Source organism: Arenimonas sp. (genome assembly GCF_035721105.1).
Classification (GTDB): domain Bacteria; phylum Pseudomonadota; class Gammaproteobacteria; order Xanthomonadales; family Xanthomonadaceae; genus Arenimonas.
This window is the reverse complement of the sequence record NZ_DASTNG010000043.1, coordinates 46,120-58,970: the sequence shown is the minus strand read 5'-3', so window position 1 is coordinate 58,970 and position 12,851 is coordinate 46,120. Positions and strand designations below refer to the sequence as shown.

The window sequence follows — 12,851 nt, the reverse complement described above, 5'->3', positions numbered from 1 at the left end:
TTCCAGTTCGACACCGGCCTTGAGCTGTTCGAGGACTTCCTCGGGCACTTCGCCGTGCACGCGGCACAGGTATTCGCGCTCGATGCCGGTCTTGGGGTGCATCAGCGCGTTGGCGAGGTCGCCATCGGTGGTCAGCAGCAGGCCGGTGGTGTTGATGTCCAGGCGGCCCACCGCGATCCAGCGCGCGCCCTTCAGCGAGGGCAGGGCGTCGAAGATGGTCGGGCGGCCTTCGGGGTCCTCGCGCGTGGTGACCTCGCCCTCGGGCTTGTTGTACATCAGCACGCGCGAGGGGTCGGTCAGCGCGCTGGCCACGAAGGTGCGGCCGTCGATCTCGATCTTGTCGCCGCCGGTGATGCTCATGCCGGTCTGCGCGACCTCGCCGTTGACCTTGACCAGACCGTCGGCGATGCGGGCTTCCAGCGCGCGGCGCGAGCCGAGGCCGGCCTGCGCCAGCACCTTGTGCAGGCGTTCGCTGATCTGCGGGGCGGCGGCGGTTTCGGTGGCGGCGCGCTTCAGGCTCAGCGGGCGGCGGGTTGTTTCCTTATTGCTCATCTTTCTGCTCCGACGATGCGGCGTCCGCCTCGTCTCCATGGGGTTCTTCGTTGGGTTGGGGTTCGCTCGCGTCTTCGCTTGCGAAAGCGGGGTCTGCGGAAGCGGAGTCGACTTCTGTATCCGACTGCGCCGGTACCTCGGGTTCCTGGGATATGGGGTCGGAGAGCATTCCGTCCGGGCTTGCACCGATGGACGGGGTCTCCGGCGCTGCTTCTTCCGCGCCGGCGGACATCCCGGCCGGAATGGCCGGAGCGAATGGCAGCTGTGGTTCCAGCTCGCCGATCTCCTTCAGCTCCGACAGCGGCGGCAGTTCATCCAGTCGCTTCAATCCGAAGTAATCGAGGAAGGTCTTGGTGGTGGCCAGCAGCTCGGGCTTGCCGGGCACGTCGCGATGGCCGACCACGCGGATCCACTCGCGCTCTTCCAGCGCCTTGATGATGCTGCTGTTCACGGTGACGCCGCGGATCTGCTCGATCTCGCCGCGGGTGATCGGCTGGCGGTAGGCGATCAGCGCCAGCGTTTCCAGCGTGGCGCGGGTGTACTTGGTCTGGCGCTCGGTCCACAGGCGCGCGACCCAGGCGTGGACGTCGGCCTTGACCTGGAAGCGGAAGCCCGAGGCCACCTCGACCAGCTCGACGCCGCGGTCGGCGCAGGCCTCGCGCAGTTCCTCCAGGGCGAGCTCGAGGCTGCCCTTGGCGGGCTGCTCGTCATCGGGGAAGAGCCCGGCCAGCTGGGCCAGGGTCAGCGGTTGCGGGGCGGCCAGCAGGGCGGCTTCGACGATGCGTCGGATCAGGGTCGGGTCCATGGTCTCGTGGTCGCGGTCTTCAGGCGTAGTCATCGTCGACGCCGTCCGAGGTCGGGGTGGGGAGTTCGGTGGCTTCGCCGCCGTCGCCGGCGGCCAGCGACTTGATGTAGATCGGCGCCAGCAGCGGGCGCGGCGACTGCAGGTCGGCGTGCGCGGGCGGGGCTTCCTGGACGATCTCGAGCAGCTGTTCCTTGGCCAGCTCGAGGATGGACAGGAAGGTCACCACCACGCCCAGCCGGCCTTCCTCGGCGTTGAACAGGCTTTCGAAGGCGTGGAACTGGCCGTCCGCCAGCCGGCCCAGGACCTCGCCCATGCGCTGGCGGACGCTGAGCGCCTCGCGCCGGATCGCGTGGTGGGTGAACAGGTCGGCGCGCTTGAGCACGTCGCGCAGCGCCAGCAGCATCTCGCGCAGGTCCACCGGCGGCGGCACCTTGGCCACGGCGCGCTCGGGCACGTGGGCGTGCACGACCACGGTGTCGCGGTCCTGGCGGGGCAGGGTGTCGATGTCCTCGGCGGCCTTCTTGAAGCGCTCGTATTCCTGCAGGCGGCGCACCAGCTCGGCGCGCGGATCGGCCTCCAGGCCCTCCTCGGACGGCGGTCGGGGCAGCAGCATGCGCGACTTGATCTCGGCCAGGATGGCGGCCATGACCAGGTACTCGGCGGCCAGCTCGAAGCGCATGTCCTCCATCACGCCGATGTAGTCCACGTACTGCCGGGTGATCTCGGCGACGGGGATGTCCAGGATGTCCAGGTTCTGGCGGCGGATCAGGTAGAGCAGCAGGTCCAGCGGCCCCTCGAACGCCTCCAGGATCACTTCCAGGGCGTCCGGCGGGATGTACAGGTCCTGCGGCATCTGCAGCACGGGCTGGCCCTTGAACACCGCCAGCGGCATTTCCTGCTGCTGCGGGGGGACCGGGAATGCCGGTTGCTCCGCTGGGATCGCGGTGGGATCGCTCATCAAGTGCTCATGCAATGGGGGTGGGCTCGCCTGGAGCTGGCCCGCGCGGGCCGGGGTGGATCGATGCTTCGGTACTGCAGGTTCGCGACGTCATGGCCACGCCAGGTCGCTTCACAGTGACACGGGATGGAACCCCTGGCGGACCACCTCGGGGGCGTCCCCGGTGCAGTCCACCACGCTGGTGGGACCGGGCTCGCAGTCCTCGGCGTCCAGCATCACGTCGGCCCAGCGCAGCCAGCGCTCGGCCACTACTTCCGCCTCGTGGCTGGCCGGGTCGGTTTCGTCCGGCAGCAACAGGCTGGTCGACAGCAGCGGTTCGCCCATGGCTTCCAGCAGCGCCCGGGTGACCACGTGGTCGGGGAGGCGTATGCCGATGTCGCGGCGCTTGCTTCGGCCGCTGTTCTTGATGCGCTTGGGCAGGTCCGCGGAGGCCGGAAGGATGAAGGTGCAGGGTCCGGGGGTCAGCGATCGCATCAGCCGGAAGGCCGGATCGTCGAGCCGGGCCAGGCGGCCGGCCTCACTCAATTGGCGACAGAGTAAGGTGAAAGGGTGCTTGCTGTCCAGTTCACGCAGGCGCTGGACCCGTTCCTCGGCGTCCTTGGCGTCCAGGCCCCAGACCATGGAATAGCCGGCATCGGTGGGAACCAGGGCCAGGCCACCGGCCTTGAGCACGGCCGCCGCCTTGTCGATCAGGCGGGACTGGGGATTGACGGGGTGGACGTGGAGACGCTCTGCCATGCCGCTATCATGCAGTCCCCTGACGGATTGGCACAGCCCCATGTGGTACCTCATCCACGGCATCGACCTGCCGAACTCGCTGGAAGGCCGCAAGGCCCACCGTCCCGCCCACCTCGCGCGGCTCGAGGCGCTGCGTGACGAGGGCCGCCTGAAACTGGCCGGCCCGCTGCCCGCCATCGACGCCGAGGACCCGGGTCCGGCGGGCTTCACCGGCAGCGTGATCGTGGCCGAATTCGGCTCGCTGGCCGAGGCGAAGGCCTGGGCCGCCGACGATCCCTACCTGGCCGGCGGCGTGTACGCGCGGGTCGACGTCAGCCCGTTCCGCCCGGTGCTGCCGTGAGCCTGCCGCGCGAACAGCGCCCGGCCGCCATCCGCGCCGCGCTCGAGGCCGCGCTGGCCCCGGTGGCGCTGGAGGTCGTGGACGAGAGCCACAAGCACGCCGGCCACGCCGGTGCCCGGGACGGCCGCGGCCATTTCGCGGTCACCGTGGTCAGCGAGGCCTTCGCCGGGCTGGCGCCGCTGGCCCGGCACCGCCGGGTCTACGCGGCCCTGGGCGGCCTGATGGAAACCGACATCCACGCCCTGTCGATCCAGGCCCGGACCCCGTCCGAAGCCTGAGCCCGGCCGGGCTGCAGGCGGGGGTGAAGCCGCTGTTATACTGCCCCTCGGCCGCGTGCCGGGGACTGCGCTCTGCCAGTGGAATCAACGACTTGGCCGAGCCGCGGACCCGCCCGCGAGCCTCCCATCGACCCTGCGGCGGGGCGCTTCGCGCGTCCCGTGGCCGGTCAACATCGGCCGGCTGCTTGAGAACCCCCACGAATGCGCCTTTCCACGATCAAGCTCTCCGGCTTCAAATCCTTCGTCGACCCCACGGTGCTGCACCTGCCGACCAACATGACCGGCGTGGTCGGTCCCAACGGTTGCGGCAAGTCCAACATCATCGACGCGGTGCGCTGGGTGATGGGCGAAAGTTCGGCCAGCCGACTGCGCGGTGATTCGCTCACCGACGTCATCTTCTCCGGCTCGTCCACCCGCAAGCCGGTCAGCCAGGCCCAGGTCGAACTGATCTTCGACAATTCCGAGGGCAGCATCGGCGGCGAGTACGCGCGCTACGCGGAAATCTCGGTCAAGCGCTCGGTCAGCCGCGACGGCCAGAGCAACTACTACCTCAACGGCGCCCGCTGCCGCCGCCGCGACATCACCGACCTGTTCCTGGGCACCGGCCTGGGCGCGCGCAGCTACTCGATCATCGAGCAGGGCATGATCAGCCAGATCATCGAGGCCAAGCCCGAGGACCTGCGCGTGTACCTGGAGGAAGCCGCCGGCATCTCCAAGTACAAGGAGCGCCGCAAGGAAACCGAGTCGCGCATCAAGAGCACGCGCGAGAACCTCGACCGCCTCAACGACCTGCGCGAGGAAGTGGACAAGCAGCTCGAGCACCTCAAGCGCCAGGCCCGCGCCGCCGAGCAGTACCAGGCCCTGCAGGCCGAGCGCCTGAACAAGGACGCGCAGCTCAAGGCGCTCGAGTTCCGCCGCTACGACGCCGAGCTCAAGGCGCTGCACGAAACCCTGACCCAGGACGAGATCAAGCTGCAGTCGCTGATGGCCGACCAGCGCCAGGCCGAGGCCCAGATCGAGGCCTGCCGCAGCCAGCACGGCGAAGCCAGCGAGGCCCTGGGCAAGGCCCAGGCCGAGGTCTACCGCGTCGGCGGCGAACTGGCCCGCATCGAACAGCAGATCCAGCACCAGCGCGAACTGCGCCAGCGCCTGGAGACCGCCCGCGCCGAGGCCGACGCGGCCTTCGCCCAGGTCGGTGAACACATCAGCGGCGACGAACGCCAGCTCGGCGAACTACACAACGCCATCGCCGCCTCCGAGCCGCGCCTGGAAGCCCTGCGCGCCGAGGACACCGGCCGCCAGGAGGCGCTGCGCGCCGCCGAGGCCGCGCTGCAGGACTGGCAGCAGCGCTGGGACACCTACGCCAAGGCCCAGGCCGAGGCCGCGCGCTGGGCCGAGGTCGAGCGCACCAAGATCGAATACCTCGAGAAGCAGGCGATGGACGCCGGCCGCCGGCGCGAGGCCCTGGCCGGCGAGCGCAGCGGCCTGGACACCAGCGCCGTGACCGAGGCGCTGTCGCGCCTGGTCAGCGACCACGACCAGCAGAAGGCCGGCCTGGACGGCCTCGGCGAGACGCTGGAGCAGCGCAAGTCGGCGCTGGCCGCGCTGCAGGAGCAGCAGCGCCAGCAGCAGTCCGAGCTGGCCGACGTGCGCAAGCAGGGCCAGGCCGCCCGCGGCCGCCTGTCCTCGCTCGAGGCGCTGCAGCACGCCGCGTTGGGCCAGGAGAAGAACGTCGCGCTGGACTGGCTCAAGGCCCAGGGCATCGACGGCAACGTCCGCCTGGGCGAGACGCTGTCGGTCGAGGCCGGCTGGGAAACCGCGGTCGAGACCGTGCTCGGCAGCCTGCTCGAGGCCGTCACCGTCGACGCGCCGAACGACTGGCTCGACGCGCTGGCCAGCCTCGGCCAGGGCCGCGTCGCCCTGGTCAGCGGCGCCACCGAGGCCGTGCCGGTGCCCGCCGGTTCGCTGGCCGCCAAGGTGCAGGGCCCGGCCGCGGTGCGCCGCCTGCTGGCGTCCATCCACGCGGTGGAAACCGCCGCCGAGGCGCGCGCGCTCAGCCCGGGGCAGGGCGAGGCCGTGATCACCCGCGGCGGCGAATGGCTCGGTGCCGGCTGGCTGCGCGTGCTGCGAAGCGGCGAGGCCCAGCAGGGCGCGCTGGCCCGCGAGCGCGAGATCCAGTCGCTGCGCGCCGAGATCGAAGCGCTGGGCAAGAAGGAACAGCAGCTCAACGAAGGCCTGACGGCGATGCGCGATCGCCTGCTCGAGGCCGAGCAGCACCGCGAGGACGCCCAGCGCGCGCTGTACCTCGCGCACCGCAGCGTGTCCGAGCTCGCCGGCCAGCTGCAGGGCCAGAAGAGCCGCCTGGAGTCCGCCCAGGCCCGCGTCACCCGCATCGACGCCGAACTGGCGACCCTGGCCACCACGCTCGACGAGTCGCAGGCCAACGCCCGCGAGGCGCGCGCCCGCCTGGAGCAGGCGGTGGCGAAGATGGGCGACCTCGAGGCCGAGCGCCAGCGCCTGGACGCCGAGCGCCGCAGCTTCGGCGAACAGCGCGACGCCGCCCGCAACAGCGCCCGCGAGGCCCGCGACGCCGCCCACCAGCTGGCGCTGTCGCTGGAGTCGCAGCGCGCCCGCGTGATCGCGCTCAGCCAGTCGCTGGCGCGCATGGGCAGCCAGAAGGCCCAGCTCGAAGTGCGCCTGAACGAACTCGTCGCCCAGCTCGCCGACGGCGACGCGCCGGTGGTGGCGCTGCAGGCCGAGCGCCAGGCCGCGCTCGACCAGCGCGTGATCGTCGAGAAGGACCTGGCCGCCGCCCGCTCCACCCTCGACGGCATCGAGGCCGAGATGCGCGGCTACGAACAGACCCGCCAGCAGCGCGACCAGCAGTCGCTGGCCCAGCGCGAGTCGATCGCTTCCAAGCGCATGCAGGAACAGGCCCTGGCGCTGCGCGCCGGCCAGCTGTCCGAGGCCATCGTCGGCGCCGGCCTGGTGCTGGACGAGGTGCTGCAGGCGCTGCCGGTGCAGGCCGACTTCGACGGCTGGCAGAAGTCGCTGGCCGATATCGACGCCAAGATGCGCCGGCTCGAGCCGGTCAACCTGGCGGCGATCCAGGAATACGGCGAGCAGAGCGAGCGCAAGACCTACCTCGACGCCCAGAACAACGACCTGTCGTCGGCGCTCGAGACCCTGGAAGGCGCGATCCGCAAGATCGACAAGGAAACCCGCGGCCGCTTCAAGGAAACCTTCGACCGCGTCAACGCCGGCGTGCAGGAGCTCTATCCGCGCCTGTTCGGCGGTGGCCACGCCTACCTCGAGCTCACCGGCGAAGACCTGCTCGACACCGGCGTCTCGATCATGGCGCGCCCGCCGGGCAAGCGCGTGTCCAACATCTCGCTGCTCTCGGGCGGCGAGAAGGCGCTGACCGCGGTGGCCCTGGTGTTCGCGATCTTCCGCCTCAACCCGGCCCCGTTCTGCCTGCTCGACGAGGTGGACGCGCCGCTGGACGAGGCCAACGTCGGCCGCTTCTCGTCCATGGTCACCGAGATGAGCGAGAAGGTGCAGTTCCTGTTCGTCACCCACAACAAGGCGACGATGGAGGCGGCCAAGCAGCTTTCGGGCGTCACCATGCGCGAACCGGGCTGCAGCCGCCTGGTCTCGGTGGACCTGGCCGAGGCCACCCGCCTGGTCGGCGCGGCCTGACCGCGCACCCGGTTTAGGGCATCATTCCACCGCGGGCCGCGGATCCGGCCCGACGCCAGACAGGGAGAGGCACCATGCTCGACGGACTCAGCGATACCACGCTGCTGCGCATCGCCATCGGTGTCGCCGCGCTGGTGCTGTTCGCGGTCATCCTGTTCACCAGCCGCAAGGCGCCCGGCCAGCAGGGCAAGCGCCACGCCGCCAGCCGCCCCGAGGCGGCCGGCGGGTCGCGCCAGGAGCCCACGCTGCGTGAGCTGCTCGAGGCCGACGCCGGCACCGGCGACGAGGCCGCCGCGATCGAGCAGTCCGAGCTCGACCTGCTGGAAAAGACCCTCGCCGGCGAAGACGTGCCCGACCGCCGCCCGGCCCCCGCGCCGCTGCCCGGCGCCCGTCCGGACGAGAACTTCGACAAGGTCGTCAGCGTCTTCCTGGCCGCCCGCGCCGGCCAGGCGCTGCATGGCCCCGACCTGGTCGTCGCCGCCGAGAAGGCCGGCCTGGTCTATGGCCACATGAACATCTTCCACCGGCTGGTCGACAACCACCCGGAGCAGGGCCCGATCTTCTCGGTCGCCAACCTGGTCAAGCCGGGCTCGTTCGACATGGCCAACATCCAGGAACTGCGCACGCCGGGCATCAGCTTCTTCATGGCGCTGCCGGGCCCGCTGTCGGCGCTCGACGCCTGGGACGCGATGCTGCCCACCGCCCAGCGCATGGCCGAACTGCTCGACGGCGTGCTGCTGGACGAAGAGCGCAATGCACTCGGCCGCCAGCGCATCGCGCACATCCGCGAGGACCTGCGCAACTACGATCGCAAGCAGCAGAAGTGGGATCTTCGGACCACCCGCTGAGGCCCGGCGATGACCACGCCCGCTGACCGCGCCGCCCACCTGCGCGCGCAGATCGAAGACGCCAACCACCGCTACCACGTGCTCGACGACCCGGCGATCCCGGACGCCGATTACGACGCGCTGGTGCGCGAGCTCGAGGCCCTCGAACGCGAACATCCCGACCTGCGCACGCCGGATTCCCCCACCCAGCGGGTCGGCGGCCTGCCGCTGGACGGCTTCGAACAGGTCACGCACGCGCAGCCGATGCTGTCGCTCAACAACGCCTTCACCGACGCCGAGGTCGAGGAGTTCGTGCAGCGCATCGTCCGCGAGCTGGGCGATCCCGCGCCGGCGTTCTCGGTCGAACCCAAGCTCGACGGCCTGGCGATCAGCCTGCGCTACGAGCACGGCGTGTTCGTGCGCGGCGCCACCCGCGGCGACGGCGCCACCGGCGAGGACGTCACCGCCAACCTGCGCACGGTCAGGGCCATCCCGCTGAAGCTGCGCGGCGACGCGCCGGCGGTGCTCGAGGTCCGCGGCGAGGTCTACATGCCGCGCGCCGGCTTCGAGGCCTACAACGCCCGCATGCGCGAGACCGGCGGCAAGGTGCTGGCCAATCCGCGCAACGGCGCCGCGGGCTCGCTGCGCCAGCTCGACCCGCGGATCGCGGCGTCGCGGCCGCTGGCCTTCTACGCCTACGGCCTCGGCGTCACCGAAGGCTGGGCCATGCCCCAGAAGCATTCGCAGGTGCTGCAGGCGCTGCGCCGCTTCGGTTTCCCGGTGTCGCCCGAGGTGGCGGTGGCGCACGGCACGCCGGGGCTGCTCGCCTACTACGCCGCGATTGGCGCACGCCGCGACGCGCTGCCCTACGACATCGACGGCGTCGTCTACAAGCTCGACGACCATGGCCAGCAGGCGGCGATGGGCTTCGTCTCGCGCGCGCCGCGCTGGGCCATCGCGCACAAGTTCCCGGCCCAGGAGCAGCTGACCACGGTCGAGGCGATCGAGGTGCAGGTCGGCCGCACCGGTGCGCTGACGCCGGTGGCGCGGCTGGCGCCGGTGCAGGTCGCGGGCGTGGTGGTCACCAACGCCACCCTGCACAACGCCGACCAGATCGCGCGCCTGGACGTCCGCGCCGGCGACACCGTGATCGTGCGCCGCGCCGGCGACGTGATCCCGGAAGTGGTGCGCGTGCTGCCCGAGAAGCGCCCGCTGGACGGGCAGGGCCAGCCCCTGCATCCGCCCTACGTGTTCCCGACCGTTTGTCCCGCCTGCGGTTCGCACACCGAAGCCGTGCGCAAGGTGCTCAAGCAGACCAAGGCCGGCGGCATCGAATACGCCGAGGGCGCGGCCATCGTCTGCACCGGCGGGCTGTTCTGCCCGGCGCAGCGCAAGCAGGCGCTGGTGCATTTCGCCTCGCGCCGGGCGATGGACATCGAGGGGCTGGGCGAGCGCTTCATCGAGGCGCTGGTGGATTTCGGCTACGTCGCCACGGTCGCCGACCTCTACGCGATGACGGTCGAGCGCTTCCTGGAAATGAAGCAGCGCGCCGACGAGCGCGACGGCACCGTGCCCGAGACGGTCAAGGCCGGCAAGGTCGCCAGCAAGTGGGCCGGGAACCTGGTCGCCGCGATCACCGCCAGCAAGGACACCACGCTCGAACGCCTGCTGTTCGCGCTCGGCATCCGCGATGTCGGCGAGTCGACCGCCCGCACCCTGGCGCGCTACTTCGGCGCGCTCGATCCGATCCTCGCGGCCGACGAAGCGACCCTGGTCGAAATTCCCGACGTGGGCCCGGTGGTCGCCGCCCGCATCGCCGGGTTCTTCGCCGAAGCGCACAACCGCGAGGTGGTGCAGGCCCTGCGCGCCGCCGGCGTGCGCTGGCCCGAAGGCCCGCCGCAGCGCTCGGCCGAAGGCCCGCTGGCCGGCCAGACCGTGGTGCTGACCGGCGCGCTGTCGGCCATGGGCCGCGACGCCGCCGGCGACCGCCTGCAGGCCCTGGGCGCCAAGGTCGCCGGCAGCGTGTCGAAGAAGACCAGTTTCGTGGTCGCCGGCGAAGCCGCGGGTTCCAAGCTCGACAAGGCCCGCGAGCTGGGCATCGAGGTCTGGGACGAGGCCCGGCTGCTGGAATTCCTGAACGCCAACCCGGTCGCGTGAGCCCCGGGTGCGTCCGGGCGTCGCCGCCCGGGCGTAAAGTAGTGGCATGAAGGACTGGAAGCCCACCGCCAACCTCAAGGCCCTGCGCCTGCGCGCCGAGCTCTACGCGCACATCCGCGAGTTCTTCGCCACGCGCGGCGTGCTCGAGGTCGAGACGCCGGTGATGTCCTCGGCCGGCAACACCGACCCGAACATCGAAAGCTTCGCCCTGGACTTCGACGGCCCGAAGGCGGCCGGCGCCGGGACGCGCTGGCTGCGGACCTCGCCCGAGTTCCCGCTCAAGCGCCTGCTCGCCGCCGGCGTCGGTGACTGCTACGAGCTGGGTCGCGTGTTCCGCAACGGCGAGGCGGGCAAGCGCCACAACCCCGAATTCACGATGCTCGAGTGGTACCGCGTCGGCTGGGACCACCACCGGCTGATGGACGAGACCGCCGAGCTGCTCAAGTCGGCGATGGCGCTCGCCGGACGCCGCGCCACCGTGCGCGACACCAGCTTCCGCCAGCTCTACCTCGACAAGTTCGGCTTCGATCCGATGACCGCGCCGGAGGAGGCGCTGCGCTCGCCGCTGCTGGTGTTCGGCATCGACCCCGCGGGCCTGACCCGCGACGACTGGCTGGACCTGCTGATGACCCACCTGATCCAGCCCAGCATCCCCGCCAGCCGCATCCTGCTGGTCTACGACTATCCCGCCAGCCAGTGCGCGCTGGCCCGGCTGCGGCCGGGCGATCCGCCGGTGGCGGAGCGCTTCGAGGCCTTCCTGGGTCCGCTGGAGGTCGCCAACGGCTACCACGAGCTCAACGATGCCGACGAGCAGCGCGGACGCTTCGAGGCGGACGTGGCGCGCCGCCGCGCCCGCAACGCCGGCAGCCCGGCGATCGACGAGCGTCTGCTCGCCGGCCTTCCCAAGCTGCCGGCCTGCGCCGGCGTGGCGCTGGGCGTCGACCGCCTGATGATGGCGCTGATGGGCACCGACAAGATCGCCGACGTGGTGGCGTTCCCGTTCGAGCGGGCATGAATCGCGGGTGAGCGTCGACCGCCGCCGGGCCGCGGGTTGGCGATCGATTCATGCGCCGACCCCTAGATTGCGGGGCGAGCGGCCAGGTCGGCCGTGGACACGGAGCTTCGCCATGAACCGCATCGTATTCGCCCTGGTTGCCTTCGCCACCGCGGCCCTGCCGCTGCTTGCGCAGGCCTCGGACCGCCATGACGCCCGCAACGGTTACGACCGGGGCCGTGCGCCGGTGATCGTGAGCTGCAATTCCGACCGCTACCGCGAACGCTTCTGCCCGGTCGACACCCGCGGCGGCGTGCGCCTGGTGCGCCAGGTCTCCGACTCGCGCGGGCCCTGCATCGAAGGCCGCAGCTGGGGCTATGACCGCCGCGGCATCTGGGTGACCAACGGCTGCCGCGCGCAGTTCGAAGTGGGCACCGGCTATGCCGCGGGCCCCGGCCGTCCCGGCTACGGTCGCCCCGATCCGGGCCCGCGCATCGTCCGCTGCGAATCGGTGCGCAACCGCGAGACCTACTGCGCGGTGCCGGGTGGCCGCATCGAGTCGGTCGACATCCACCGTCGCCTGAGCAAGGCCGACTGCACCTACCGCGAGGGCTGGGGCTTCAACCGCCGCGGCATCTGGGTCGACCGCGGCTGCCGCGCCGACTTCATCGTCTACTGAGCCAGCGGCTCAGGGCGTCCGCTTGCGGACGCGACTTCCGGCCGGTGCCTGCTTGGCGGGCGCCGGCTTTTTCGTGGCCGGCTTGCGCGCCGCGGCGGCGCGCGGCGCGGGCTTGCGGGCAGCCGGCGACACCGCGCTGCTGAGCTGGCGGCCAAGGGCGCTGGCCAATTTCAGCGGCGGCATCGCCAGCGCCAGTGCCTCCGCGCTCCAGGCCTTGAGCGTCGACGGTGCCAGGTTCAGCGCGCCCGCCAGCGGGGCCGGCAGCCAGTCGGCGCCGGCCTTGCGCAGCCGGCAGACGCTGTCGGCGTAGCGGCCGGCGGCCCAGGTCGAGGCCACGGCGCGGACGGTCGCGGTGACCAGCGGCTCCAGCGGCGTGTAGCGCATCAGCGGGGCGCTGACGGCGGCCGGCAGCCAGCCGCGCAGCAGCGAGCGCAGGCCCTCGCGGGTGGCGAGCGGACTCAGCACGGCCTGGGTCTGGGCCACGGCCAGCACGCCTTCGACCTCCCAGCCGGCGGGCTTGAGCTTGTAGCGCCGGTAGATCGATTCGACCAGCTTGCGCTGGATGTCCTCGGCCGATTCGGTGCTGCCGGCGCGGCGGATCCCGGCGGGCAGGAAGGGCTTGAGCAAGGGCAGGCGATCGAGGCCCACCTGCAGTGCGGCGCCGGCGCCGGCGCGTACGCAGGCGGCGTGCAGCATCGGCTCGATGCCGGCGTCCAGCGGCGGCGGCTTGCGGGTGCGGGGTCGGGCAGGGCGGGTGCTCATGGGCCGAGCATAGCGCGGCGGCCGTGTTGGTAAACTCACGGCCCCACGGCAAGGACCCGCGC

The 12,851-nt window shown here is 71.5% G+C and carries 12 protein-coding genes; 7 read left to right on the top strand and 5 right to left on the bottom strand.

The window, feature by feature from the left end:
* The 4 genes from VFQ84_RS06515 to VFQ84_RS06500 form a co-directional block, all read right to left on the bottom strand.
* Positions 1–552, bottom strand: a 552-nt coding sequence (locus tag VFQ84_RS06515) for a pseudouridine synthase (RefSeq protein WP_325130431.1), incomplete at its 3' end; no start/stop codon positions are given.
* Positions 542–1,390, bottom strand: a complete 849-nt coding sequence (gene scpB, locus VFQ84_RS13930; protein ID WP_414637007.1) for an SMC-Scp complex subunit ScpB — start codon at positions 1,388–1,390, stop codon at positions 542–544. The genes VFQ84_RS06515 and scpB, both read right to left, overlap by 11 nt.
* Positions 1,377–2,315, bottom strand: coding sequence for a ScpA family protein (locus VFQ84_RS06505; protein ID WP_325130429.1), 939 nt, complete (start codon positions 2,313–2,315; stop codon positions 1,377–1,379). The genes scpB and VFQ84_RS06505 overlap by 14 nt, the downstream gene beginning before the upstream one ends.
* Before the next feature lie 111 nt (positions 2,316–2,426).
* Positions 2,427–3,053 (bottom strand): L-threonylcarbamoyladenylate synthase, encoded by a 627-nt coding sequence (locus VFQ84_RS06500; protein WP_325130427.1) that lies wholly within the window; start codon positions 3,051–3,053, stop codon positions 2,427–2,429.
* Positions 3,054–3,093: 40 nt separating this feature from the next.
* Here VFQ84_RS06500 and VFQ84_RS06495 point away from each other — a divergent pair, with 40 nt between their 5' ends.
* The 7 genes from VFQ84_RS06495 to VFQ84_RS06465 all read left to right on the top strand — a co-directional run bounded on the left by VFQ84_RS06495 (position 3,094) and on the right by VFQ84_RS06465 (position 12,027).
* On the top strand, positions 3,094–3,393 hold the full coding sequence (locus VFQ84_RS06495) for a YciI family protein (protein ID WP_325130425.1): 300 nt from the start codon (positions 3,094–3,096) through the stop codon (positions 3,391–3,393).
* Positions 3,394–3,395: 2 nt separating this feature from the next.
* A complete protein-coding gene (locus tag VFQ84_RS06490; protein ID WP_325130433.1) occupies positions 3,396–3,671 on the top strand; it encodes a BolA family protein in 276 nt (91 codons plus the stop codon).
* 201 nt (positions 3,672–3,872) lie between these two features.
* A complete protein-coding gene (smc, locus tag VFQ84_RS06485; RefSeq protein WP_325130422.1) occupies positions 3,873–7,370 on the top strand; it encodes a chromosome segregation protein SMC in 3,498 nt (1,165 codons plus the stop codon).
* Between the two features lie 74 nt (positions 7,371–7,444).
* Entirely contained in the window at positions 7,445–8,218 is a 774-nt protein-coding gene (zipA, locus tag VFQ84_RS06480; RefSeq protein ID WP_325130419.1) for a cell division protein ZipA, read from the top strand.
* 9 nt (positions 8,219–8,227) lie between these two features.
* Positions 8,228–10,354, top strand: a complete 2,127-nt coding sequence (gene ligA, locus VFQ84_RS06475; protein WP_325130417.1) for an NAD-dependent DNA ligase LigA — start codon at positions 8,228–8,230, stop codon at positions 10,352–10,354.
* 46 nt (positions 10,355–10,400) lie between these two features.
* The gene (epmA, locus tag VFQ84_RS06470; protein ID WP_325130415.1) at positions 10,401–11,369 is read left to right on the top strand and encodes an EF-P lysine aminoacylase EpmA; all 969 of its coding nucleotides are present in this window, start codon (positions 10,401–10,403) and stop codon (positions 11,367–11,369) included.
* 112 nt (positions 11,370–11,481) lie between these two features.
* Positions 11,482–12,027, top strand: coding sequence for a DUF3011 domain-containing protein (locus VFQ84_RS06465; RefSeq protein ID WP_325130413.1), 546 nt, complete (start codon positions 11,482–11,484; stop codon positions 12,025–12,027).
* A gap of 9 nt (positions 12,028–12,036) precedes the next feature.
* Here VFQ84_RS06465 and VFQ84_RS06460 read toward each other — a convergent pair whose 3' ends face one another.
* Positions 12,037–12,789 carry a hypothetical protein gene (locus tag VFQ84_RS06460; RefSeq protein WP_325130411.1) on the bottom strand — a complete coding sequence of 251 codons (753 nt, stop codon included), beginning with the start codon at positions 12,787–12,789 and terminating at the stop codon, positions 12,037–12,039.
* Positions 12,790–12,851 lie beyond the last annotated feature (62 nt).